Genomic DNA, 25,609 nt, shown 5'->3' with positions numbered 1-25,609 from the left:
AGAGTAAGACTCGCAAGAGACTCATCGCCGGGTCCGCGGACCGTGCCCGCGGACCCAGAAAGTTGTCCTTTCCAGAAAAAGGTGACGCGTTCAGCCCTCAACGCCTTCACCTACCCGGCACAATGGCCGAGTGATCCGCGCAGTAGGGACCGACCTGGTCGACGTCACCCGCCTCGAAGGCTATATGGACCGGGTACCCGGCCTGCGCGAACGGCTCTTCACTCCCGTCGAGCTGGCCGCCTGCCAGAAGCGGGCCGCCTCCTTGGGAGCACGGCTGGCCGCCAAGGAGGCGGTTCTCAAGGCCTTGGGGTCGGCCTACGCCGAGCTCGGACTGGACGCGCCCGAAGGATGGGCCTACAAGGACATCGAGGTGACCTCGACACCCGGCACCCCGCCGCGCCTGCGCCTGACCGGAGCGGCCGCCATGGCCGCGCGCCAGGCGGGCATCGGCCACTGGCACCTCTCACTGGCTCACGACGGCGGCATGGCGCAGGCCTTCGTCGTCGCCCAGGCCGACCACGTCGACAACGACGACGACCTGGCCCTGTCCTCCCAGCGCTCCGAGGCCCGCGTCAAGCCGCAGGTGAAGTCCCTGCGCCCAGCCCTGTAGACGTCGAGCCCCGGAAGGTCCGGGGCTCGACGTCTTGAGATGTGGGGCCGAGGTGCGGCAATGAGCCGCCATCGGAGCTACTCGACGGTGACGGACTTGGCCAGGTTGCGCGGCTGGTCGATGTCCAGGCCCTTGGCCCCGGCCAGGGCGGCGGCGAAGACCTGCAGCGGGACCACGGTGAGCAGCGGCCACAGGATCGTGGGAGTGGCGGGCACCCTGATGATGTGGTCGGCGAAGGGCTCGACGTCGGCGTCCCCCTCCTCGGCGATGACGATGGTGCGCGCACCGCGGGCCCGGATCTCCTGGATGTTGGAGATGACCTTGTCATGCAGGACGGGGCGGCGCGGGGTGGGCACGATGACGAAGACCGGCAGGCCCTCCTCGATGAGCGCGATCGGGCCGTGCTTGAGCTCGCCGGCGGCGAAGCCCTCGGCGTGGACGTAGGCGAGCTCCTTGAGCTTGAGCGCGCCCTCCAGCGCCACCGGGAAGCCGACGTGGCGGCCCAGGAACAGGAAGGAGGACTTGTCCGCCAGCTCGGTACCCAGCTCGCGCACCCGCGCCTCCTGGCTGTCCAGGACGTGCTGGATCCGCTCGGGCATGGCCTCCAGGTTGTCCAGGTACTCGGCGACCTCGTCGGGCCACTTGTTGCCGCGCAGCTGGGCCAGGTAGAGGCCCAGCAGGTAGCAGGCGGTGATCTGGGCGAGGAAGGCCTTGGTGGAGGCCACGGCCACCTCGGGGCCGGCGTGGGTGTAGAGGACGGCGTCGGCCTCGCGGGCAATCGTCGAGCCGTAGGTGTTGACGATGGCCAGGACCTTGCTGCCCTGCTCGCGGGCGTGGCGCACGGCCTGGATGGTGTCCATGGTCTCGCCGGACTGGGAGATGGCGACGGTGAGGGTCTTCTCGCTGACAACCGGGTCGCGGTAACGGAACTCGTGGGCGAGCTCGACCTCCACGGGGATGCGGCACCAGTGCTCGATGGCGTACTTGGCGACGTGCCCGGCGTAGGCGGCGGTGCCGCAGGCGATGACAATGATCTTGTCGACGCTGCGCAGGACGGCAGGGTCGATACGCATCTCGTCGAGCTGGAGCTCACCGCGCTCGTCAACGCGGCCGCGCAGGGTGTCGGCCACGGCGGTGGGCTGCTCGTGGATCTCCTTGTCCATGAAGGTGTCGTAGCCGCCCTTGACGGCGGCCGAGGCGTCCCAGGTGACCTCCCAGGTCTTGGGCTCGACGTCGTGACCGTCCTTGTCCCAGACGTGGACGGCGTCGGCGGTCAGGAGGAGGACCTGGTCGTCGTCGACCTCGGCGGCCTTCTTGGTGAAGGCGACGAAAGCCGCGACGTCGCTGCCCAGGAAGTTCTCGCCCTCGCCCAGGCCGATGACCAGCGGGCTGGAGCGGCGGGCCGCGACGATGGCCGCGGGGGCCAGGTCGGTGACGGCCAGGAGTGCGAAGGTTCCTTCGAGGCGAGCGGTGACGGCCCGCATCGAGGCGACCAGGATCTCGGCGACCTTGGCCGAGTCGGAGGCGGCGGCCGGGTCCTGGCGCAGGCGCTCGGTGAAGTCGATGTCCAGGACGTGGGCGACGACCTCGGTGTCGGTGTCGGAGAGGAGCTCGCGCCCAGCGGCCTCGACCTCCTCGCGCAGCGGGCGGAAGTTCTCGATGATGCCGTTGTGGACCACGGCGAGGTGGCCGGCGCGGTGCGGGTGGGCGTTGACCGTCGTCGGGCCGCCGTGAGTGGCCCAACGGGTGTGACCGATACCTGCGGTGGCGGGGGCCGGCGGGGCCGCCTCCAGCAGCTCGCGCAGGCCGGAGAGCTTACCGGCCGCCTTGACGACGTCCAGTCCCGAGGGGCCCACCAGGGCGACACCCGCGGAGTCGTAGCCGCGGTACTCCAAGCGACCGAGGCCGTCCATGAGAACAGTGAGGGAACGGGAAGAACCAGTTTCAGTCAAAGGGCCGACGTGGCCGACGATTCCACACATACTCTGATCGAATCATGCTGACGCGATGTTGACAACGAGCGCAGGACCACGTCAGTGTGATCTTGGCGTGATGTAGGCCTTACTGCGGGCTCCTTGCAGGCCGCCCCCGCCGCCTGCCGGCCCCTCGATTCGTTTCCGAGTCGGTATCCCACCGGTTCCTCTTCGGTCATCCGGAATTGTCCGCCGAACGACTCTTTTTGCGACACTGTGTCGGTGACCTCCGAGCTGAGTGACCCGAGCGACCTGGGCATCCCGGGCGTCTCGCCCTATATCGAGTTGGACCGTGACCAGTGGTCGGCCCTGGCGTCCTCGGCGCCGTTGCCGCTGACCCAGGCCGATGTCGAGAAGCTGAGAGGTTTGGGGGATCCCATCGACCTGGCCGAGGTGGACGCCGTCTACCGCCCCCTGACCGCGCTCCTGGAGGACTACATCGCCACCTCGCGCGAGCGCGCGCAGCGTACCGGATCCTTCCTGGGCGTGGGTGAGCCGCCGACCCCCTTCGTCATCGCGGTGGCCGGATCGGTCGCCGTCGGCAAGTCGACGACGGCCCGCCTCATCGCCCATCTGCTCGCCCGATTCCCGGACACGCCGCGGGTGGACCTGGTCACCACCGACGGCTTCCTCCTGCCCAACCGGGTCCTCGAGGAGCGCGGGCTCATGGCCCGCAAGGGCTTCCCCGAGTCCTACGACCGTCGCGCGCTGCTGGAGTTCGTGGCGGCCGTGAAGTCCGGCAGCGAGCGCATCCAGGCGCCGGTCTACTCCCACACTGTCTATGACATCGTGCCGGGCCGGCACATCGTGGTGGAGCAGCCCGATATCCTCGTCCTGGAGGGGCTCAACGTCCTTCAGCCCGCCCCACGGGGAACGCGGCCGGGGACCTCGGCCCTGGCGGTGAGCGACTTCATCGACTTCTCCATCTACGTCGACGCAGATCCCGCCGACATCCGCCGCTGGTACCTGGACCGGTTCCTCACTCTCAAGCACACGGCCTTCACCCGGCCGGGCTCCTACTTCCGGCGCTTCGCCGATATCCCGGACGACGTCGCCCTGGCCGGAGCGAACGAGATCTGGGAGAGCGTCAACCTGGTCAACCTGCGTGAGAACATCGCCCCCACCCGGGGCCGGGCCACCCTGGTCCTGACCAAGGACGCCGAGCACCGCATGAGCCGGGTCCTGCTGCGCAAGTCCTGAGCGCCCGTCCCTGAAACCACCGTGAAGGCGGCCTGAAACCGGAGAGCAACAGGCTCACGGTCATGACAGCACAGGAAACGCGCAAGGCTCCGATGAGCATCCTCGTCATCGGCCTCGGAGTCATCGGGACAACCTACGGATACCTCTTTCAGAAGGCCGGTCACCGCGTCGAGCACCTGGTCCGAAAGAGCAGCGCAAGGGCCGCAGCCGGCTCGCTCGAGGTCGAGATCCTCGATGGCAGGACTGATCCGAAAGGCTCGCTGTCCCGGGACCAGTACAACGTTCACCACCGGAGACGCACCAGCTACGACCTCATCGTGGTCTCGGTGCCGCAGGGCAGGATCACCGAGGTGATGGCCGACCTCCGCACGGGTGGGATCCAGGGGCCCGTGCTTCTGTTCTGCGGGTTCTGGGGAGAACGCGAGGAGCTCGACCGTTTGATGGCCGGCCGCGCCGTCCTCCTGGGGTACCCGGTGGCAGGAGGAAGTATCACGGGAGAGCGGCTCACCTGCTGCGTCTTCGACCACGTCATGCTGGAGCGGCGAGACAGAGCCCGCTTCCCGGGCTACGAACAGGTCGAAGCGCTATTCGGCTCCTGCGGTATCGGCCTCGAGCATCCCCACGACATGCTCGAGTGGATCTGGCTGCATATGGCGATCAACGCCGGCGTCGGTGCCGTGGCAGCAATGTACGGCGACGTCGAGGACACGACGCGCACCGCCGAGCAGCTCATGGGCTCTTCCAGGATGCTCGCCCAGGTGGTCAGAGCGATCCGGGAGACATCGAGGATCGTGGCCTCGCGCGGTGTTGATCTGAAGCGGTACCGCGGCGAACTGCTCGTCTACCGGCTGCCGACTGCCGTGTCCGCACCCCTCATGAAGCGGATGTTCGCCAGGAATCTCCTCACTCGACGGATCATGACGCTGCATGGCAACACCGCTGACCTGTTGTTCGTGTGCCGGACCGTCTACGAGCAGGGCCGGGCCAACGGAGTCTCTGCGCCCATCTTCTACAGAAGCTACGAGGCGGCCCAAGACAAGGCCACCCGTCACGATCAGCACCTACCTGGCATGGTCCGTGGGCGGAACGAAACGGCGTGAAACCGAGTGGCGTCGCAGTGAAGCCGCGGTGAAACCGCCGGGGTCCAGCCTTGGCGGCATGGCAACACGAACAGCAAGCGAATCGCTCTCACCGGGCGAGCCACCGGCCATCAGGACCGATGGCCTGACTCGGACCTTCGGCTCCTTCACCGCCGTCGACCGCCTGGACCTGGAGATCCCCACCGGCATCGTCTACGGCCTGCTCGGCCCCAACGGTGCCGGCAAGTCGACGGCGCTGCGCATGATCACCACCCTGCTGGCGCCCACCCGGGGTCGGGCGACGGTACTGGGGCACGACGTCGTCCGCGAGCGCCATGCGGTGCGCAGCCTCATCGGGGTGACGGGCCAGTACGCCAGCGTTGACGAGATGCTCACCGGGGTGGAGAACCTGCGGCTCTTCGGCCGTCTGCTGGGCCTTGGCCGACGTCGGGCACGAGAGCGGGCTGACGAGCTGCTGGCCGCCTTCAGCCTCACCGAGGCCGGCGGCAAGCGGGTCAGCGGCTACTCCGGCGGGATGAGGCGTCGGCTGGACCTAGCGGTCTCGCTCATCTCCCGGCCCCCTCTCGTCTTCCTCGACGAGCCCACCACAGGCCTGGACCCGCGCACGCGTGAGCAGATGTGGGACGTCATCCGTTCCCTGGTGGAGGGCGGCTCCACGATCCTGCTGACCACCCAGTACCTGGAGGAGGCCGACCGCCTGGCCCATCGGGTCGGCATCATCGACACCGGACGGCTCATCGCCGAGGGCACGCCCAATGAGCTCAAGGACCGGGTGGGCAGCAGCTCTCTCGTCCTGACCCCGACGACCCCCGAGGACCAGGCCGCCACCGCCGCGATCATCGAGCGGGTGGCCGGTCACGCTCCGGCGGTCGTCGACCAAGGTACTCATCTGCAGACTCCTCTGAGCGAGGCGTCGGTGGCCACCGAGGTGCTCGTGGCCCTGCGCGATGCCGACCTGTCCCCCAGAACCGTCTCCGTGGACCGCCCCAGCATGGACTCGGTCTTCATGGCCCTGACCGACCGTCCCCGAGACGACGAGGCCTCGCCCACTTCCCCGTCCGCCCGTCCTTCAGACGTCAAGGAGCAGTCATGACCGCCCCAGCAGCAGCCGCAACCACCCCGACCAGTACCGCGCTCTCCCCCGGCGTCTCCCGTTTCAGCGAGGCGAGGCTCGTCCCGGACACCCTCGCCATGGCCTGGCGCTCGCTCATCACCATGGTGCGCAACCCCGGAGAGTTCTACGACATCCTCATCCAGCCGGTGATGTTCACCGTCCTGTTCGGAGAGCTCTTCGGCGGCGCCATCGCCGGCGACGTCAAGGCCTACCTGCCCACGATCGTCCCAGGGCTCATCATCATGAACGCCCTGACCACGAGCCAGAGCGTGGGCGTGGACCTGCGCGAGGACATGGACAAGGGCGTCTTCGACCGCTTCCGCACCATGCCGATGTCCCGTATCGCGCCGGTCCTGGGCCCCATGGTCTCCGACGTGCTGCGCTACCTCATCTGCACCTCGCTGACCGTGCTCACCGGCTACGTCCTGGGCTACCGGCCTGAGAACGGCTGGTCGGGGACGGTCGGCGCCATCGCCCTGGCGGCGGGCTGCGCCTGGGCCATCGCCTGGATCTTCCTCTTCCTGGGGACGGTCTTCTCCTCGGCCCAGGCGGTCACCTCCTTCACGGTGATCGTCCTGTTCCCGCTGACCTTCCTGTCCAACGCCATGGTGCCCACCTCGACGCTGCCGGGCTGGCTCAAGACCTTCGTGCGCCACAACCCGGTCTCGCACATCGTCGACGGCGGCCGCTACCTGCTGGACGGAACAGCAGGCTCGGCCGGCGACGTACGTGCCGCGATCATCGGCTCGCTCCTGGTCCTGGCCGTCATGGCTCCCCTGACGGTCTTCCGCTACCAGCGGCGCAACGCCTGAGCCGCATGTTGAGGACTCAGCCGACCTCGCCTGCCAGACGGCCGGCGAGGTCGGCCGCATGAGCCACGAGCTCGCCGCGGTCCAGGAGCCGGATCCTTACCTCGGCCTGCGCCAGCGCTCGCGCGTCGAGCTGCTCGGTCCGGCTGTGCAGGTAGTCGTGGGAGAGCAGACGGCAGGTCTGGTTGGTGCCCACGGCCAGAGCGGTGGCGACCAGCTCGGCACCCACTGCCCGCCGGTCAGGGTCCGCGTCCTCAGCAGCCACGACGGACAGGCCGACGGCCGCGACGAAGGCCATGATCGTGGGAATGTCACGCTGCCGTGGGGCGGGGTCGGACAGGATGTCACGCAGCAGCGAGGTGGCTCGGACCCGGACGGCATCGGCGTCGAGCTCGACGGCCTCGTCGGGGCTGAGCTCGACGTCGGTGATCAGGCACATGCTCAGGATGTAGAGCTCCCACTGGGAGCCGGATCCCAGGATAGTGCGCCAGTGCCCGGCATAACGCAGGCTCACGCGCTGGATGAGGGCGGCGGTGCGCGCGTTCCCGCGAGTGAGCTCCAGCTCGCCGCGCACAGAACGGGCGATGAAGCGCATGGTTCCCGGCAGGTCGACGGGCTCCAGGCTCTCCAACAACCTGTCCGCAGTCTCGGGACGCGGATCGAGGTAGACCGCGCAGTAGGCTCCCTCCAACCGCAGCGTCGTGCGGAAGAACTCGCCCCAGCTGGGCAGAACCCGGTCCAGGAGCACCTGGGCGCGCGAGCAGGCGTCAACGACCTGGCTGTAGCGCCCCAGTGACATGAGAACCTGCAGCCGGTGGAGGTGAAGCTCGAGCAGGTGAATGCCGGCCAGGTCATTGCCGTGGAGCCGACCCAGAAGAGTCTCGATGGTTCTCAGTGAGGCCTGGGGATCGCCGTCGTCCTCCTGCTGAGCGGCCAGGCAGCGGGTCGCCGCCCAGGCGACCCAGGGATCGGCATCACCTATCAGCTCGGGCCACTGCTCGTCGCCCGCACGTAGAAACCGCCTAACGCGGTTAAACGATCCCTCGCCGTCGAAGGAGGCCGGCAGGAGTGAGCGGACCTGCGTGGGCACGTGACTCAGGAGCCCGAACAGGGTGACGCACAGGGCCAGGACGCTCAGGCCCGCCTCGTTGCCGCGCAGGTCCTGGGCCGGTTGGACGGCGGGACCGATGAGACGCGGGCCGTAGTCGGCGATGCGCTCATAGCTCCAGGTGACGCTCCACAGCCGCATGAGTGCGGCGCCGATGAGGCAGATCGCGTCACGCAGGTCCGCCGGCAGGTGATCCGAGCCGTGGTCATCGGCCTGTGCCAGAAGCCGGTCGAGCTGCTGAAGGATAGCGGCTTCGTCGTGGGCGACCTGCTGGAAGAGGCGGTTGTGGTAGCGCGCCTCAGGGTGACGGGCATCGCCGAAGTCACCGGCGTCGATGGGGAAGCGGATCCGGGAGCACAGGTCCACCGCCCACCGGTGCAGAGCCGCACGGGCCGCGGTCTCGTCACCGGAGGCGGACAGCTGCTCCAGGGCGAAGTCACGGACGGTGACGAGCATGTGGAAACGGGGCAGGCCATTGTCGCGCACCACGAGCAGGGAGTGGGAGACCAGTGCATCGAGGAGATCGGCGGCCTGCGCACCGACGAGCGCCTCCGCGGCGGCGAGGGTGAAGCCGTCAGCGAGCAGAGCCAGCCGAGCCAGGGCTCGGCGCTCGGATGCGTCGAGCAGGTTCCAGGACCACTCAATGACCGCTCTCAGGGTGCGCTGACGGGCCGGGGCGTCACGGGCGGCGGTGAGCAGATCGGGTCTGCCGGGCAGTCGCTCGGCGATCTGGCCGACCGACAGGCTGCGGGTGCGCGCGGCGGCCAGCTCAATGGCCAAGGGGATGCCGTCCAACCGCCCCAGGAGCTCGCCTAAGTCGTCATCGTCGATGACCTGGCCGGGGCGAGCGGCCAGAGCGCGGGCGCGGAAGAGCTCGGCGGAGGAGGCAGCATCGAGGGCCTCGAGGCGGTGGACGTGCTCCGCGGCCAGGTCAAGGGGGCGGCGCGAGGTCGCCAGGACGCGCAGGTCGGGGCAGGCCACCAGGAGCGGCCCGACGAGGTCGGCTGCCTCGCCGGCCAGGTGCTCGCAGTTGTCCAGGACCAGGACGGTTCCGGGCTGGGCAAGGGCGGCGGCCAGATCGCGGCGCGGGTCACCGGAGACCACTCCGGGGCCTCCGACGGCGTCGAGCAGGACCCTGACCAGATCAGCTCCGGGTGACACCTCGGCCAGGGCGACGACGTAGACGGCTGGGCGGCGGCTGCGGGCCGCCACCACCTGGGCCAAGGTCGTCTTGCCGACCCCGCCGGGGCCGGTGAGCGTCACCAGACGGTGGGTGCTCAGGGCCTTGAGAACACCGGTCACGTCAGTCTCTCGCCCCAGGAAGTGCTCGGGCTCGGGCTCCAGGCCGTGGCGCACGGGGCTCTCAGTGGCCAGGACCGTCTCGTGGGCGGCTCGCATGGCTGGGCCGGGCACCGCTCCCCGTTCACGCAGCCGACGGCGGTACTGCTCATAGATCTCCAGGGCCGCAGCGGGTGAACGCACCCAGGACTCAGCGCGCATGAGGGCGGCCAGGACGGTCTCGTCACCACTGTCGCGCTGGGAGGCCTCGCGCAGCAGGGCCACGGCCCGCTCGTGCTCACCGGCGGCCTCCAGGGCGAGCCCCCGGTCGCGGCGGGCCTCCTCGGCCTGCCGGGCGGCCCACTCCCGCAGGCGTGCCACAGGGGTGGCTCCTGCTCCGAGGGTGTTGTCCGCATCAGCGCATGCGGGCACCTGGGGCAGGGAGTCGGTGAGGTCGAGGACCTGCTCCCACTGACCTGCGACGGCGCAGGCCCGGGCCCGCTCCACCCGATCCGACAGATCCCGGACATCGACATCCGTCTTCGGCAGCGCCAGCCGGTAGCCGTCGCCGCTGCGCTCGACGGAGCCCTCCCCAACGACGGCGCGTACCCGGGAGACGACGACGTGCAGCGCTCGCAGGGGTTGGGCCGGGAGGTCGTTGGGCCACAAGGCCTCAATGAGGGCGCCGTCGCTCATCCGGGCGTCCCGGCTGCCGGCGAGCGCGGTGAGCAGGTCAAGACTCCTCCCGCTCAGGGCCATACCGCACCAGGTCGGAGGATCCGTCAGGAGAGCCAGGCGGTACGGGGAGGTCACGGGTCTATTCTCCCCCCATTACCGTGAGGCGGTGTTCCAGCGGTCAAAGTAAGCCGCGAGGCCCACCACCATCATGACGGTACTCCGGCTCCGAGGGCCTCAAGTGAGGCTCAGGTGCTAAGAAGCAGCGAAGGCTTTGGATGACATGCGCTTGAGCAGGGCAGACACATCCGGGACGTCATCGTGAGGACCATCGTCAGAAAGAGTAAAACGTTGAGCCTTCATCGTATCCATCACAGCACCGATGGACGATGTGTGGCCCTGAGGTCCGGTCCCCAGCGTCACCCCTCCGGCAGTGCTCCACCCTTCGGGGGCCTGCTTTGAAGGCATCTCCCACCTGAAAAAGCCGAAGCGCTTACTGCCCTGGCGATCGGGGAAAAACACGGCGACTATCGTGTCAGCACCGTGGTCGAGGTGATCGGCGATCACGGAGTCAATGGGCTCGGACTCAGGGACCGCAAGGATCCTGGTGTCATTGAGGTAGTGGTTACGCCTGAACAGTTCCCGCCCCTGAGTCGTACCGAGGAAGAGCCCCACAGCGCGCGCCGCGTCACGCCGCGTCGTCTTAGTGTCACTCATCTCTGCCAGCTCCTGAAGTGCTGTTCCATCCAGTCGATTACCTGCTTGTATGACTCTTCGTAAGACGCTCCCAGTATGGCATGGTCGTTCCTCCCCAGTACTTGGATGGGACGGGTCTCACGGTCGCGGTCTCGATGGTACTGGTGAGAGTGGATGCAGCCATGACGTGTGTCGATCCGAAACACGGGCCGCCAGTCGTCATCCGGGCTGGAGCACCACTCGTGCTGGAGCGCATAGTCAACCACGCGCCCTCTGTAGGTCCTCAGTCGTATGACTATCCGGTGGCGCCCTGACCCGGGGATCGGGCCGACATCGATTGGGTAGGTCTCGTCCACACATACGTGGATCGGCGGAGGACGGTATCCACCATCGGGCAGCTCCATGCTCGCTCCGCTCGATTTGTTAGACGCTGTATCCCAAAGGGTATATCAGAAGTGGATCGGCAATAACATTGAGGCTGAGACATAGCTGTCGACCACTGCACGGCTACGCCGTGCACCAGCAGTCCCAAAAGGTTCAATGCCCTGTGCCCCGCCCATAAGTTCTGGACGGGGCACATAGGTCGGACAAGATAGCCTTCTGAAGGCCGAGAAGGAACCCGCCGTCAGCTCACAGGCTGAGGTTGTTCTTGACGGTGTCGGCCAGGGAGCGGGCGACGCGGTCGGCCTCCTCCTGGGTGGCGGCCTCGACCATGACGCGCACGAGCGGCTCGGTGCCCGAGGGGCGCAGCAGGACGCGTCCCGTCTCGCCCAGCTCCTTCTCCGCGGAGGCCACGGCGTCCTGCACCGACTGGTTGGTGCTGGCGGCGGCCTTGTCGACGTTCTTGACGTTGATGAGCGTCTGGGGCAGGCGGGTGACGACACTGGCGAGCTCGGCCAGCGTCTTACCGGTGCGCTTGACGCGCGCGGCCACGTGCAGAGAGGTGAGCACGCCGTCGCCGGTGGTGGCGTGGATGGTGTCGATGACGTGGCCCGACTGTTCACCGCCCAGGGTGTAACCGCCCTGGAGCATGCGCTCAAGCACGTAGCGGTCGCCCACGCCGGTCTGAACAGTGCGGATGCCGTGCTCGCGCATGGCCAGGATGAGGCCGAGGTTGCTCATGACGGTGACGACGAGCGTGTCGGAGCCGAGGGTGCCGTCAGCCTTCATGCCGATGGCGAGCATGCCCATGATCTGGTCGCCGTCGACGAGCTTCCCGTCGGCGTCCACGGCCAGGCAGCGGTCGGCATCGCCGTCGTAGGCCACGCCCATGTCCGCGCCGACGGCCTTGACGTAGTTCTGCAGCTGCTCGGGGTGGGTGGAGCCGCAGCTGTCGTTGATGTTGAGGCCGTCCGGGGAGGCGTTGATGACGATGACCTCGGCGCCGGCCGCCCGCAGCGCGGCGGGACCGACGACGGAGGCGGCGCCGTTGGAGGCGTCGACGACGATGCGCAGCCCGGACAGGTCGGTGGCCGCGGAGTCGACGAGGTGGTTGATGTAGTTCTGGTCGGCGACGGTCTCGCCCTTGATGACGCGGCCGACGTCGGCGCCGGTGGGCCGGTCGTTGACCTTGCCCAGGAGGGCCTCGATCTCGTCCTCGACGGCGTCGGCGAGCTTGTAGCCACCGCGGGCGATGAACTTGATGCCGTTGTCCGGGAAGGGGTTGTGGGAGGCGGAGATCATGACGCCCAGCTCGATGTCCTGGGTGGCCGTCAGGTGGGCGATTGCCGGGGTGGGCAGGACGCCCACGCGAGTGACGTCAACACCGGAGGAGGCCAGGCCCGCACTGATGGCGTGGTCGAGGAACTCTCCGGAGGCGCGGGTGTCGCGCCCCACGATGGCGCGGGGGCGGCCGCTGCGCGAGCTGCGGGTGGCGGACGTGTCCTTGGTCAGGACGCGCGCCGCAGCCTCACCGAGCTGCACGGCCAGGGTGGGTGTGAGCAGGTCGTTGGCCAGGCCACGTACGCCGTCGGTTCCGAAGAGACGAGCCATGGAAATCCTCCTGAGGGGTGACGAAACAGCCCCATCCTGCCACGGGCCGCCCGATACGGTGACATGACGGCCGGACCTCGAGCAAGGTCTGATGTCCTGTGAGTCACCGACACCCGAGATCCGGGCTCGGATCTCACCCATTCGTCGCTGACTGCCGGATCTCCCGACGACGTCGGAGCCGATCGCGGCGAACCCTGACGAATGACGACGACGGCGACCGCCCCGGTCATGGGGACGGCCGCCGTCGTACACAGCGGGCGATGCGGTTCCGATCGGTCTGACCGAGACCGCTCCGGATCAGCGCTTGGAGTACTGGGGGGCGCGGCGGGCCTTGTGCAGACCGGCCTTCTTGCGCTCCACGATGCGCGAGTCACGGGTGAGGAAGCCGGCCTTCTTCAGGGTGGCGCGGTTGGCCTCACGGTCAATCTCGTTGAGGGCGCGGGCGATGCCCAGGCGCAGGGCGCCGGCCTGGCCGGAGACGCCACCGCCGTTGATGCGGGCGACGACGTCGAAGCGGCCCTCGAGGTCCAGGACGGTGAAGGGGGCGCGAACGAGCTGCTGGTGCAGCTTGTTGGGGAAGTAGTCCTCCAGGGAGCGACCGTTCAGCGTCCACTGGCCGGTGCCGGGAACGAGGCGCACGCGGGCGACGGCCTCCTTGCGGCGACCCAGGCCGGAGCCGGGGGCGGTGATGGACTGGCCGCGCCCCGGAGCGGACTCCTCGGTCTCGGTGGTGTAGCTGGAGGGGGCGTTCTCCTCGTCCAGCGCGTCGATGTCGACAGTGGTCTCAGCCACGATATGTCCTTTGCTTGTCGCTAGGTGCCGAGCGCTGGAGCGCTTACTGGGCGACCTGGGTGATCTCGAACGGCTTCGGGTTCTGGGAGGCGTGCGGGTGCTCGGCACCCGCGTAGACCTTGAGCTTCTTGAGCTGGGCGCGACCGAGCTTGGTGTGGGGCACCATGCCCTTGATGGCCTTCTCAACGGCGCGCTCGGGGCGGGTGGCCAGCAGCTCGCGGTAGGAGACGGCGGTCAGACCACCCGGGTGGCCGGAGTGGCGGTAGGCGAACTTCTTGTCGGCCTTGCCATTGGTGAGGGCCACCTTGTCGGCATTGATGATGACGACGTAGTCGCCGCAGTCCTCATTGGGGGCGAACTGGGGCTTGTGCTTCCCACGGAGCAGGGTGGCGGCCTGAGCCGCGAGTCGACCCAGGATGACGTCGGTGGCGTCAATGACGTACCAGTTCTTCTCGACGTCGCCGGGCTTCGGTGTATACGTGCGCACGGGCGTTGCCTTCGTTTCTCTTGGCGAGTGGGCACGCCGAAGCGCGGTGAAGCGTTCGCAGTTCGGCGAGACCACCATGGTCAGGTGAGCGGTCGGAGCACAGGCGATCCGGGGCGAGTGGGACGGCACCGCGGACACGCACACGCGTGCTGCACGACGATTGCCAACAGTACCGGGCGGTCTGCGGGAGGGTCAAAAGGTGCGGCTTTTCAGTTCCGTGAATCGCACCACGCGGCCCACCCGCCACTGAGCCCACGGTCAGCAGGTCAGACGTCGGGTGGTCCGGGCGCGCTCGGCCTGAGCGGCGAGATCGTCGTCAGCTGGGTAGACGATCTCCTCCAGAGTCAGCCCGTGCGGCGGGGCGACAGGAGCAGCGCCGTCACGCGTGCGGGCCGCCAGGAGCTCGCCTGGCCAGGTGACCGGTTTGCGTCCCTGCCCGACGGCGAGACCGGCCCCTACCAGGGACCGGACCATGGAGTGGCAGAAGGCGTCGGCGACGACGGTCAGGACGACGAGCCCGGAATCCGGCCCGCCGGCGGCTCGTCGCCACGTCAGGGTGCGCAGGGTGCGGATGGTCGTGGCACCCTGGCGGGGCTTGCAGTAGGACAGGAAGTCGTGCTCACCCAGCAGGGGCACGGCGGAGGCCCCCATGGCCCGGACGTCGAGCCGGTCCGGCAGCCACAGGACGGTGGCGCGCCGGGCGGGATCGCGCGAGGCTGCGGCGTCGGCGATCCGGTAGGTGTAGCGGCGGCTCAGCGCTCCGAAGCGGGCGTCAAAGGCCTGCGGCACGCTGCGCGCCCCGGTGACGACGACGTCGCCGGCGCCGCGCGGGGTACGCGGCAAACTGACCTGCGCCTCGCGCGCCAGGACGCCCGCGAGCCGGGTGAGCAGAGCGGCCTCGGGGAGGCGGTCGGAGCGCCCGGGTAGGGCGGCCCAGGCCTCAGTGCTCGCATCGAAGTGGACTACCTGGGCTGCGGCGTGGACACCGGCGTCGGTGCGGCCCGCCACCGTGAGGCGGACGGGCTCGCGCAGGACAGTGACCAGGGCAGAGGTGAGGACTCCCTCGACGGTACGCAGACCGGGCTGGGCGGCCCACCCGGAGAAGAAGGTGCCGTCGTAGGCCAGGTCGAGGCGAATGCGTGGCATGACCCCATTGAACCGCACCGGCCTCACGCTTCCACTAGGCTCGCAGCCGTGAGCACAACGACCCTGTCCGTGGACTGCGGCGGCGGCGGCATCAAGGCCTCGGTGCTGGACGCCGAGGGCAACATCATCTCCCGCGCCGTGCGCACCCCGACCCCCTACCCGCTGCCACCGACGAAGCTGGTGGAGACCATCGCCTCACTGGCCTCCCAGCTGCCGGAGGCGGACCGGGTGACGGTGGGGATGCCGGGCATGATCCGCCACGGGGTCGTCATCGCCACACCGCACTACATCACTCGGGACGGTCCGCGCTCCAAGGTGCTGCCCGAGCTGGTGGAGGCCTGGGCCCGCTTCAACATGGGCGCCGGCGTCTCGAGAGCCCTGGGCATCCCCGCCCTGGTCCTCAACGACGCCGAGGTCGCCGGGGCCGGCGTCGTCACCGGCCACGGCCTGGAGATGATCGTGACCCTGGGCACAGGCCTGGGCAACGCCGTCTTCGACAACGGCCTCCTGGCCCCGCACGTGGAGGTCTCCCAGGGCCCCGTGCGCTGGGGCCTGACCTATGACGACTACATCGGCGAGCACGAGCGGCTGCGCCTGGGCGACGCCCACTGGTCGCGCCGGGTGCGCCGCGTCGTCGACGCCCTACGCCCCATGTACCTGTGGGACCGCCTCTACCTGGGCGGCGGCAACTCGCGTCGGATCACGGCGGCCCAGCTGGCCAAGATCGGCGACGACGTCGTCGTGGTCCCCAACGAGGCCGGCATGACCGGTGGCGCCCGCTGCTGGGACATGGCCCGCCCCTAACTCACCTTATTCCCCTCAATTCCCCTCATTCCATCCACTGTCGGCGCCTCTACCGCGCCACGTGCGACCGCTTCTTCGACTCGTCTCTCCGCCCGCGTCACCGGGCCGGCACCAACCGTCCCTTGCCGAAGGCCTCATGACCTTCTATCTTGCCGATAGTTTCTTGTGAGGTGCCGACGACGGCACCCGTGTCGTGCAAGGAGGCACTATGCGTATCGGAGTCCCCCGCGAGCCGGTGGATCAGCCGCGCACCGCCGCGAGTCCGCAGACGGTGGAGCTGATGATCCGCCTGGGTTATGAGGTCCTGGTTGAACGCGGCGCCGGAGGACGGGCGCAGTTCCCCGACGACGCCTACGAGGCCGCCGGGGCCCAGCCGGCCGGCGGCGCCCGCGTGTGGGGCTGCGACGTCGTGGTGAGTGCCTCGGCCCCCGCCGAGGAGCACCTGGCGCTCATGAGCCGGGGCGCGGTCCTCATCTGCCGTATGGACCCGGCGCGCCGCCCCGAGCTCCTCGAGTCGCTGCGCGAGCGCAGCATCACCGGCCTGGCCCTGGACGTGGTCCCCAGGATCTCGCGGGCACAGTCCCTGGACGTGCTCTCCTCACAGGCGAACCTGGCCGGCTACCGCGCCGTCATCGAGGCGGCCTCCCACCTGGACAGGCTGTTCAGCGGGCAGGTGACCGCCGCCGGCAAGTTCCCGCCCGCCACCGTCTACGTCATCGGTGCGGGCGTGGCCGGCCTGTCCGCCATCGGGACTGCCTGCTCCCTGGGCGCACAGGTGCGCGGCTCCGACGTGCGTCCCGAGGTCGCCGACCAGGTTCGTTCGATGGGGGCGCAGTTCGTGCCGCTGCCCAGCTCCCAGGAGGTGTCCTCCGACGGCTACGCCAAGGAGATGAGCGCCGATCAGGCGAGTGCGGCCAACGCGCTCTACGCCCAGCAGGCCGCCGAGTCCGACGTCGTCATCACCACGGCGAGCATCCCGGGCCGCCGCGCGCCGATGCTCCTGGACCGCTCCGCGATCGAGGCCATGCGCCCCGGATCGGTCATCATCGACATGGCGGCGGCGACCGGCGGCAACACCGAGCTGACGGTGCCCGGCGAGGTAGTCACCACCGAGGGCGGCGTCACGATCGTGGGGCACACGGACCTGGCGGGGATGCTGCCCGCGCAGGCGACCCAACTCTACGGGCGCAACATCGTCAACCTACTGGGCCTGATCACCCCCGCCAAGGACGGAGAACTCGCCCTGGACCTGGACGACGAGGTGGTCCGGGCCATCACGGTCACCCACGACGGCGAGCTGCTCTGGCCCCCTCCCCCGATCCAGGTCTCGGCCACTCCCGCCCCGGGACGCCCGGAGCAGGCGGCCGCCGAGGACGCAGCCGCCCAGGAGGCCGCCCGCGTGGCCCAGGCGCGCTCGCGCTCCCGGCAGTGGCTGGGACTGGCCGCTGCGAGCCTCGTGGCCGCAGCCCTGGTGCTGGCAACGCCGGCGGCCGCCACGAGCCACTACATCGTGCTCACGCTCTCGGTGATCCTGGGCTTCCACGTCATCTCCAACGTGACCCCCGCCCTGCACACACCGCTCATGTCAGTGACCAACGCGATCTCGGGAATCATCCTGGTCGGGGCGATCTCGCAGGTGGGCCACCCCCATCCGCTCATCAGCGCCATCAGCCTGGCCGCGGTGGTCCTGGCCACGATCAACATCGTCGGCGGCTTCGCGGTCACCCACCGCATGCTCGCCATGTTCACGAAGGACTGAGGTGAGGACCAGATGATGACTCACATGCTGATGCCAGCCGCGTCGTCGGACACACTGATCGCCGCTGTGCCCTCGCTGCCCTCGCCGGTGGTCCTGGCCTACATCGCCGCCGCGATCCTGTTCATCCTAGCCGCAGCCGGTCTGTCCCGCCATGAGACGGCCGTGGCCGGCAACGTGGCGGGCGCCGTCGGCATGGGGGTGGCGGTGCTCGCCGCCATCGGCCTGGCTCTGAGCAACCGGCCCGCGCGAGGCGTGCTGCCCACCCTGCTGCTCATCGCCATGGGCCTGGCCCTGGGCTCGGTCATTGGGCTGGTGGTGGCCAGGCGCGTGGCCATGACCGGGATGCCCCAGCTCATCGCCGTGCTCAACGGGCTGGTGGGACTGGCGGCCGTCCTGGTGGGCTACAACTCCTACGTCTCCCCCGACGCGCTGTCCGTCTCGCTGGGGGCCTTCCACCTCGGTGAGGTCTTCCTGGGTGTGTTCGTCGGCGGGGTGACCTTCACCGGATCGGTCCTGGCTGCCCTCAAGCTGGCCGGCCGGGTACCGGGGCGCCCGCTGACGCTGCCGGGCCGCAACCTGCTCAACCTCGGGGCGCTCATCGTCTCCCTGCTCCTCATGGTGGGTTTCATGATGGTGCCGTCCGGATCCGGTGCCGGCTGGGCCTTCCTCACGGTGATGACCATCATCGCGTTGGCCCTGGGAGCCCACCTGGTGCTGGCGATCGGCGGCGGCGACATGCCGGTGGTCGTCTCGATCATGAACTCCTACTCGGGGTGGGCCTCCGCCTTCACCGGCTTCATGGTGGACAACGACCTGCTCATCATCACCGGGGCGCTGGTGGGCTCCTCGGGGGCCTATCTGTCCTACCTCATGTGCCAGGCCATGAACCGTTCCTTCGTCTCGGTGCTGCTGGGCGGCTACGGGACCGACTCCACCAGCGCCGCCGCGGGTGGCCCTCAGCACCAGGGCTCGGTGGACGAGACCAGCGCCGGCGAGGTGGCTCATCTGCTGCAGAACGCCCGACGCGTGGTCATCACCCCCGGCTACGGGATGGCCGTCGCCCAGGCCCAGTACCCGGTGGCCACCCTCACCGAGATGCTGCGCTCTGAGGGCGTGGAGGTCACCTTCGGCATCCACCCGGTGGCGGGCCGCCTGCCCGGACACATGAACGTGCTGCTGGCCGAGGCGAAGGTCCCCTACGACATCGTCCTGGAGATGGACGAGGTCAACGACTCCTTCGACGACGTCGACGTCGTCCTCATCATCGGCGCCAACGACACCGTCAACCCGGCGGCCCAGGAGCCGGGCTCGCCGATCGCGGGCATGCCGGTGCTGCACGTGTGGGAGGCCGGCCGGGTCATCGTCTTCAAGCGCTCCATGGCCACCGGCTACGCCGGGGTGGACAACCCGCTCTTCTTCCGGGAGAACACCTCCATGCTCTTCGGCGACGCCAAGGACACCGTCGAGGCCATCATCCGCGCCCTGGAGTAGGAGGCGCCAGCGTCCAGGAACCGCTCGGGTCAGTCGAGCCGGCCGCGCTCGAGGCACTCGACGCCGTCAACCCCGTCGAGCCCGGACAGGGACTCGATGAGGTTGGCGGCGGGCCGCTGCCCGTGGAAGCGCATGACGGCGTTCATGGTGCGCCCGTTCTCTCCACGGATCATCTCGGTCTCCTCGAGGGTGGCCGTGAAGCCGGAGGCCGTGGCTGCCTGGAGGATCTCAGGCATGATGGCGCGGCCGACCTCGTAGTCGATGCGCACGGTCACCTCGCCGCGGCGGCGCTGCAGGCGCGAGGTGAGGGGGCCCAGCAGCAGGACGACGACGTAGTCGAGCGCGACGGCCGTAGCCGCCAGGGGGATCATGCCCGCTCCGCAGGCCATGCCGATGGCGGCGCTGAGCCAGACGGTCGCGGCGGTGGTCAGGCCCCGGACGGTGTCGTTGTTGACGAAGATGACCCCGGCGCCCAGGAAGCCGATGCCGGAGACGATCTGCGCGGCCACACGGCTGGGGTCGACGGCGACATCCGCGCCGGTGACCGGGGCGAATCCGTAGGCGGATACGAGGGTGAACAGGCAGGAGCCCAGTCCCACCAGGACGTGCGTCTTGACGCCGGCGTCCTTGTGGCGCAGGTGGCGCTCGGCGCCGAGCGTCAGGCACAGGATGAAGGTCGCCGTCATGGCGACGACCGGGGCCCCCACGTGATTCAGGCTGAACAGCGCGCCCACGTCGTCCCCCTTCCTTGCGATGGCGATACCCGCACTACTGGTCCTGCGCCGATTCTAAGGGAGGTGCCGGCGAGACGCGTCCTCGGTGACCTCTCCCCATCGCGGCGCGAGCCCGCACCGCGTAACGTGCCGTCACCACCGTTCTCCCGATCCTGAGGTCTTCAATCCGTGTCGCTCTCACCCCATGTCAGCCCCGAGGGCGCGGCCCGTGCCGGCCGGCTGCTGGAGCTCAGTGAGCGCCTGGCGGGCTCGGGGCGCCGTGGCGAGGCCCTCGACGCCGCTCGAAAGGCGAGCGAGATCCTTCGCGGTCTGGCACGCGTCAACCCGGATCTCCACCTGGCCGACCTCGCCCACGCACTGACAGTCCTGGCCATCCGCCTGCGCGAGGCCCGCCGGATCCGCGAGGGTGTCGGTATCTCGCGGGAAACGACCCAGATCCGACGGCGCCTGACCCAGCAGGACTACGACGCGCATGCGCCCGGCCTGGCGGAGTCGCTGCGCCGACTCGCCGTCGATCTGAGCGCAGCCGGTGAGCTGCGCGACGCCCTGGCCACCGCGCAGGAGTCCGTCGACCTCTATCGGAGCCTGAGTCGGGAAGCCTCCGCCACCTACACCGGCCTGGCTCGGGCCCTCACCACGCTCGCCTGCTGTCTGGGTGAGTCCGGGAGGCCGAGCGACGCCTTCATCACCGCGCAGCAGGCGATCAGCGTCCGACGGCGTCTGGTCCAGTTCGCCCCCGACACCCAGGTCCGCCGGCTCGCAGCGGCCCTGAGCAGCCTGGCGCCGCGCCTGCGCACGGTGGGGTACGTCGAGGAGGCCCTTGACCAGGCCCGGGAGGCCGTCAGTCTGTACCGCGGCCTCGATGAGGACGAGCCCGGTTCCTGCACCGGTGATCTTGCCGGGGCCCTGGAGGTCCTGGCCGCCTGCGGGGCCGCCGTCGGGCGCCGCGACGAGGCCCTGGACGCGGCCGAGGAGGCTGCCGCGCTCTTCCGGGGGCTGGCCCGCCGCGCTCCTGCCCTCTACTCCCCCGAGGTCATCAGCTCCTTGGGCACCCTGGCCCGGCGCATGAGCGATGTGGGAAGGCATCATGAGGCCCTCGCCATGACTCAGGAGGCGGTCGGCATCGCTCGCGCTCTGGCTCACAGCGCCCCCGACACCCATCTGCCCGATCTGGCCGACGCCCTCAAGACGCACGCCGCCTGCCTGCGTGACGCCGACAGACTGGACCTCGCGCTGGCCGCGGCTCGGGAGGTGGTCAGCATCCGGCGTACCCTGGTGCGCAGCAGTCCCACCACCTACACCCCGGCTCTGGCCGAGTCCCTGTACATCCTTGCCGTCGCCCTGTACTCGGCCAAGCAGCTGCCCGAGTCCTTCACGGCGGCTCGGGAGGCCATCGACATCTACCGGCGCCTGGTCCGGGCCAATCCGGCCTCCTACACCGCCGACCTGGCCCGTGCGCTCAATATCCTCACCTTGAACCTCAATCGGGGCGGGCGCATGAACGAGGCCCTGGCAGCCGTTCAGGAGGCGGTCACCATCTACCGCAGCCTGGCGCAGATCGATCCGGCGGCCTACAAGCCTGACCTGGCCGCATGCCTGCACAATGTCGCCACGTGCCTGGGCGACACCGGGCACCGCTCAGCCGCCCTGGCCGCGATCCGGGAGACGACGACGATCCGCCGAGAGCTGGCCGAACGCGATCCGGCGACTCACGCCCCGGCGCTGGCACCGTGCCTGCACCGGCTCGCCAAGCGCCTGGCCGAGGCCGGCCACCGGGGCGAGGCGCTGGAGACCGCGCGGGAGGCGGTCGACCTCTACCGGAGCCTGGCCCGCAAACGCCCGGAGACCTTCAATCAGGGCCTCGCCGACACCCTCGGCACCTACGCCTCAATACTCCAGTGGAGCGGTAAGGAGGCCGAGGCCGCCCGCATCCGTCAGGAGATCAAGGACGTGACCCTGCAGATGGAGATAGAGGCCTCCGGCGGGAGCTTCTGAGGGGCGCTGCCGGCCCTGCGGCGAGGGCGCAGGTATGGAACGCGAAACCGAGCGGATCGGGAACTGCGTTCTCCATCCAGAACGTACTTCTCCCACAGACGACTGGAGCCCGACCCCAGTCGTCTGCGGGACAACGCAGTTCTCGCGGGAAAAGTACGTTCCCGATCAGAGCCAGCCCGCTGCGACGGCCCCCGCGTGCCGTCCCCCTCCCCGAGCCAGCAGGCACCACCCGTATCCGAGCCGACGAGCCTCGCTAAACTTATAAGCACACCCGATCCCCTCCCTGAAGGACCGATGGCATGTCCGGCTCCGCTCCCCCTGTATCCGACGACGACGCCCAGTTGGACCGCGCCTCTCAACTACTGGACCTGAGTGGGGCTCTGCAGAAGTCGGGGAAACCGCAGGAGGCTCTGGATGCCGCCCGCGAGGGGACCGACATCCTCAGGCGGATGATGCAGAAGGATCCCGCCGCCTACCGTCCCTGGTTCGGCTGGGCCCTGATGACCCTCACCCTCAGTCTGATCGACGTCGAGCAGGGCGGTGAGGCCCTGGCGAACGCGCAGGAGGCCGCCAGCCTCTACCGGGAGCTGACCCGGGAGGATCCGGCCTCCTACACCTCCCGTCTTGCGGGCTGCCTGGACACGCTCTCCAGCTGTCTGTCCCACGAGGGGCGCAGCTACGACGCCCTGGCCATGAGCGAGGAGGCCGTCGGCCTGTTTCACAGGCTGGCCGACGAGGACCCCGATGCTCACTACTCCGATCTTATCGGCTCTCTCGTCAACCTCTCCTCGCGCCTGTATGCGGTCGGACAACGCGATGAGGCGGCGAATGTCGTGCAGGAGGTGGTCCGGGTGCGTCGCAAGCTGGCGCAGAGCGATTCCACGGCCGATCTGCACAACCTCGCCGTAGCCCTGCACAACCTCGCTATTCACCTGTCGGCCGCCGGGCGCCGGGATGAGGCCATTGCCGCCGCGTTCCAGGCCGTGGACGTCGACCGGAAGCTCGTTCACCGCGAGCCCGACGCCTTCGCACCGGGGTTGGCCAAATCCTTGAGCAACCTGGCCATCCGTCTGAACGCGGCCGGACGCTCGGATGAGGCTCTGACCGCCACTCGGGAGGCCACCGAGGTGTACCGCTATCTCGCCCGGATGAACCCGGATGTCTTCACACCCGGGTTGGCGAAGTCCTTGGGTGTCCTCGCCGTCGAGCTCGGGGAGACCGGGAGGCAACACGAGGTCCTGGCCACCGCGCAGGAGGCCATCGGCCTGTACCGCCCGCTGGCCGACGACGATCCCTCCATGTACGCATCCGAGCTCGCGATGGCCCTGCGCACCCTGTCCGTCGGCATGAACGACCTCAAACGAGATGCTGAGGCGGTCTCCGCGGCGCGGGAGGTCGTGAGCATCTACCGGTACCTGGCCCGCACGGACGGAGACTACCTACCGGATCTGGCCGAGTCTCTGCATGACCTCGCCACCTACCTGCCGCCGACCGGCAACCGGCCCGAGGCACTGGCAACGATCCGGGAGGCCACCGAGATCCGGCGGGAGCTGGCACACCGCGACCCGGGCTCCTTCACTATCGACCTCGCCCGTTCCCTGGACGTCTGCGCGGCCATCCTCGACTGGTGCGGGCAGCCGGAGCAGGCGGCCCGCATTCGCCAGGAGCTCGACGCCGTCGCCAGCCAGATCGGGGCTGAGGGGAACGGCCACGACTGACCTGCGCAACCGCCCCACGCATAGCGACCGTAGACCTTCCGCAGTGCCAGTCTTCCGTGAGAAACCGAGTGGCTGCTCGGTAGACTGCCCCGCAACAGCCTTCCTCTTCTCCCCGAGGTCCGTACCGTGACAGAGCCGTCCCCTTCACCCATACCGACGACGTCCTCAAGTCAGTCATGGCTCGACTCGCTCGGCCCGCTGGACGACCTGTGGGCGAACCATCCCTTCGTCGCGTTCGTCCTCGGAGTCCTCATCACCGCAGTTCTTGCGAAGATCGGTTGGGCGCGCATCCAGGTATGGAGAAAATGGCGAAACAGGCAGCACAAGCAGTGCATTACCAGACGCCGGCAACAGCTTCCACCAGCTCTCCCTCCGTTCACGGTGGAATCCAGAGGCAGGCGGTTAATCCTGGAGCCCGCCCAGCCTCAACATGAAAGTGCGCCAGAAGGCATGAGCATTGTCCGACTTCTGAGCGCTAAGTCGACCCCGGTTCCCTTCCTCGACCGTGCAGAGGCACTCACCCGCTTGGAGACGTGGGCATGGAGCGAGGATCCCTTCGCGATCTACGTTCTTGGAGGGGACGGAGGTTCCGGGAAGACACGCCTCGGCGTGGAACTCTGCCGACGCATCACCACGCCAGACACTCATCACCGAGGTGCTGAGGTCTGGAAAGCAGGATTCCTTCAGAACATCAAACAGTCCGACAACGCTTCATCCAGCGACGATGCTTCGTCGCTGTTGCTCGTGATCGACTATGCCGAGGGACGGCCGGATACAGTCAAGGAGGTCATCAACATTGCTCTCCGCGCAGCAGAGGAGCCTGAGAGGCGACGAGTACGGATCGTCTTCCTGGTCCGCCGGCCGTCGCCGATCTCCTCGACCCGCCAAGGCTCCAACGAGTGGATTGACGCTCTTCGCCCACAGGAATCTCGAGACGAGGGGCTCAATCGCTGTCTCGACGAAACCTCAACGATCGTTTTGAATAACGAAGAACTATCCAGAAAAGAACGAGAAGACCTGTTTGAAGTGGCCTACAAATCATTCACCGAGCCACCAGGATCGCCACCACCGAACGGTATGCTCAATCAACTCAATGACCCCATGTACTCCCAACCCCTCCTCGTCACAGTCGACGCCTTCCTGAATGCACGACCCCTTCCGAATTCCCGGACTAGTTGCTCCCCGAGCGAATTGTTCGAGGAAGTTCTTCTCCACGAGGAGCACTACTGGGTCGAACACTGGCCTCAGAGTCTCGCCGTCAACACCGACCGAGAACGACAGACTGACGGCGCTGCAACTCCCATCGACGCACAGGACGAGAAGCGACGATCCCTCAATCGGGAACTGGCGCGCCAGGCAGTGGCCGCCGCCACGCTCGCCGATATCCAGGATGAAGAGGACGCTATCAGCCTTCTCCGACTTCTTCCGGCCACCCCCGACAAGAACACCGAGGACCTGGCCAAGTGGTTGCGAGACTGCTACCCACCCCACACGAACGGTAACGGGCACTCGACCTTATGGTGCGAAAACCTTGAGCCGGACCGCATCGGCGAGCACCTCATTGTCTCCGAGGCTGACGACCTAGTACCTCTTCTCCAAGAGCTTTTGTCCCCGAGCAGAGTGGGAACGTCATCCCTACGAACCTGGACTGTCCTCGAACGCATATCAACAGATCCTCGCCTCAATGGGCACGTAGGACGAATCCTCAACGATGTGCTAGTGGAAGTCACTCAGGCAGTTCACACAGAGACCGTCAACTCCCAGAGCCCAGACCTCGCAGCGGGCTTCGCCAAACTCGTTAACGCAGTACGTCCCCACATTGACCCTAACAAGGCCCACGAGGCACAGCAGACTCTATCCGATAGTGGATACTTCACCGCATTGTTGGAATACGAGCTTGCTCAATGTTCAGCCAATATCCTCCCTCCGACAGATGACTCCTCTGAAATTGATCGAGCAACCTATGCTTCACGGAGACTATCACTTAGCAGATGCTTGGCCAATATCGGAAGACACGATGAGGCCCTCAAAGCCGTACGAGAAGCAACCAACCTCTACCGGACCCTGGCCGAGCACAACCCAGCCGCCCACACCCCCGACCTCGCCATGTCCCTCAACAACCTCGCCA

Annotated in this window: 19 protein-coding genes and 1 pseudogene; 11 read left to right on the top strand and 9 right to left on the bottom strand. The window is 68.3% G+C overall.

Going from position 1 to position 25,609, the window contains the following annotated elements; translation table 11 throughout:
* The first annotated feature begins 130 nt into the window (after positions 1–130).
* Positions 131–610, top strand: coding sequence for a holo-ACP synthase (locus BKH33_RS11745; protein WP_003785173.1), 480 nt, complete (start codon positions 131–133; stop codon positions 608–610).
* Between the two features lie 77 nt (positions 611–687).
* Here the strand turns inward: BKH33_RS11745 and glmS are convergent, their stop codons facing one another.
* Entirely contained in the window at positions 688–2,592 is a 1,905-nt protein-coding gene (glmS, locus tag BKH33_RS11740; RefSeq protein WP_003785210.1) for a glutamine--fructose-6-phosphate transaminase (isomerizing), read from the bottom strand.
* Between the two features lie 207 nt (positions 2,593–2,799).
* Here glmS and coaA point away from each other — a divergent pair, with 207 nt between their 5' ends.
* The 4 genes from coaA (at position 2,800) to BKH33_RS11720 (ending at position 6,809) form a co-directional block, all read left to right on the top strand.
* Positions 2,800–3,783, top strand: a complete 984-nt coding sequence (coaA, locus tag BKH33_RS11735) for a type I pantothenate kinase (RefSeq protein ID WP_003785181.1) — start codon at positions 2,800–2,802, stop codon at positions 3,781–3,783.
* Between the two features lie 92 nt (positions 3,784–3,875).
* Positions 3,876–4,883, top strand: a complete 1,008-nt coding sequence (locus tag BKH33_RS11730; protein WP_003785206.1) for a ketopantoate reductase family protein — start codon at positions 3,876–3,878, stop codon at positions 4,881–4,883.
* Positions 4,884–4,941: 58 nt separating this feature from the next.
* Positions 4,942–5,976, top strand: coding sequence for an ATP-binding cassette domain-containing protein (locus BKH33_RS11725; protein ID WP_050998549.1), 1,035 nt, complete (start codon positions 4,942–4,944; stop codon positions 5,974–5,976).
* On the top strand, positions 5,973–6,809 hold the full coding sequence (locus BKH33_RS11720) for an ABC transporter permease (protein WP_003785218.1): 837 nt from the start codon (positions 5,973–5,975) through the stop codon (positions 6,807–6,809). Before BKH33_RS11725 ends, BKH33_RS11720 begins: the two co-directional genes overlap by 4 nt.
* Before the next feature lie 16 nt (positions 6,810–6,825).
* Here the strand turns inward: BKH33_RS11720 and BKH33_RS11715 are convergent, their stop codons facing one another.
* The 7 genes from BKH33_RS11715 to truA form a co-directional block, all read right to left on the bottom strand.
* The gene (locus BKH33_RS11715) at positions 6,826–10,005 is read right to left on the bottom strand and encodes an ATP-binding protein (protein WP_076142767.1); all 3,180 of its coding nucleotides are present in this window, start codon (positions 10,003–10,005) and stop codon (positions 6,826–6,828) included.
* A 117-nt stretch (positions 10,006–10,122) separates the two neighbouring features.
* Positions 10,123–10,584 carry a hypothetical protein gene (locus tag BKH33_RS11710; protein ID WP_003785190.1) on the bottom strand — a complete coding sequence of 154 codons (462 nt, stop codon included), beginning with the start codon at positions 10,582–10,584 and terminating at the stop codon, positions 10,123–10,125.
* Positions 10,581–10,967, bottom strand: a complete 387-nt coding sequence (locus BKH33_RS14400; RefSeq protein WP_420866625.1) for a DUF7718 family protein — start codon at positions 10,965–10,967, stop codon at positions 10,581–10,583. The genes BKH33_RS11710 and BKH33_RS14400 overlap by 4 nt, the downstream gene beginning before the upstream one ends.
* Before the next feature lie 226 nt (positions 10,968–11,193).
* On the bottom strand, positions 11,194–12,555 hold the full coding sequence (glmM, locus tag BKH33_RS11700; RefSeq protein ID WP_003785169.1) for a phosphoglucosamine mutase: 1,362 nt from the start codon (positions 12,553–12,555) through the stop codon (positions 11,194–11,196).
* Between the two features lie 297 nt (positions 12,556–12,852).
* Positions 12,853–13,347, bottom strand: a complete 495-nt coding sequence (gene rpsI / locus BKH33_RS11695; RefSeq protein ID WP_003785165.1) for a 30S ribosomal protein S9 — start codon at positions 13,345–13,347, stop codon at positions 12,853–12,855.
* Between the two features lie 43 nt (positions 13,348–13,390).
* Positions 13,391–13,834: a 50S ribosomal protein L13 gene (gene rplM, locus BKH33_RS11690; RefSeq protein ID WP_003785197.1), complete on the bottom strand. Its 444-nt coding sequence runs from the start codon at positions 13,832–13,834 to the stop codon at positions 13,391–13,393.
* 258 nt (positions 13,835–14,092) lie between these two features.
* Positions 14,093–14,980 (bottom strand): tRNA pseudouridine(38-40) synthase TruA, encoded by an 888-nt coding sequence (gene truA, locus BKH33_RS11685; protein WP_050998551.1) that lies wholly within the window; start codon positions 14,978–14,980, stop codon positions 14,093–14,095.
* Between the two features lie 48 nt (positions 14,981–15,028).
* On the opposite strand from truA, the gene BKH33_RS11680 reads away from it, so the two are divergent.
* The 3 genes from BKH33_RS11680 to BKH33_RS11670 all read left to right on the top strand — a co-directional run bounded on the left by BKH33_RS11680 (position 15,029) and on the right by BKH33_RS11670 (position 19,034).
* Entirely contained in the window at positions 15,029–15,784 is a 756-nt protein-coding gene (locus BKH33_RS11680) for an ROK family protein (protein WP_003785214.1), read from the top strand.
* 208 nt (positions 15,785–15,992) lie between these two features.
* On the top strand, positions 15,993–17,543 hold the full coding sequence (locus tag BKH33_RS11675) for a Re/Si-specific NAD(P)(+) transhydrogenase subunit alpha (RefSeq protein ID WP_076142766.1): 1,551 nt from the start codon (positions 15,993–15,995) through the stop codon (positions 17,541–17,543).
* Positions 17,544–17,555: 12 nt separating this feature from the next.
* Positions 17,556–19,034, top strand: coding sequence for an NAD(P)(+) transhydrogenase (Re/Si-specific) subunit beta (locus BKH33_RS11670; RefSeq protein ID WP_003781851.1), 1,479 nt, complete (start codon positions 17,556–17,558; stop codon positions 19,032–19,034).
* Between the two features lie 29 nt (positions 19,035–19,063).
* Here the strand turns inward: BKH33_RS11670 and BKH33_RS11665 are convergent, their stop codons facing one another.
* Positions 19,064–19,768, bottom strand: a complete 705-nt coding sequence (locus BKH33_RS11665) for an MgtC/SapB family protein (protein WP_143229069.1) — start codon at positions 19,766–19,768, stop codon at positions 19,064–19,066.
* A 168-nt stretch (positions 19,769–19,936) separates the two neighbouring features.
* On the opposite strand from BKH33_RS11665, the gene BKH33_RS11660 reads away from it, so the two are divergent.
* The 3 genes and pseudogenes from BKH33_RS11660 to BKH33_RS11650 form a co-directional block, all read left to right on the top strand.
* Positions 19,937–21,763, top strand: coding sequence for a tetratricopeptide repeat protein (locus BKH33_RS11660; protein WP_076142764.1), 1,827 nt, complete (start codon positions 19,937–19,939; stop codon positions 21,761–21,763).
* A gap of 299 nt (positions 21,764–22,062) precedes the next feature.
* Positions 22,063–23,481, top strand: a complete 1,419-nt coding sequence (locus tag BKH33_RS11655; protein ID WP_003781850.1) for a tetratricopeptide repeat protein — start codon at positions 22,063–22,065, stop codon at positions 23,479–23,481.
* A gap of 450 nt (positions 23,482–23,931) precedes the next feature.
* Positions 23,932–25,609, top strand: a pseudogene (locus BKH33_RS11650) (ATP-binding protein); the annotation flags it as partial.

The sequence above is a fragment of the Actinomyces naeslundii genome (assembly GCF_001956585.1).
In the GTDB taxonomy this organism is placed as follows: Bacteria; Actinomycetota; Actinomycetes; order Actinomycetales; family Actinomycetaceae; genus Actinomyces; species Actinomyces naeslundii.
The sequence above is the reverse complement of the archived record's forward strand: the minus strand, read 5'-3'. Positions and strand labels throughout refer to the sequence as shown.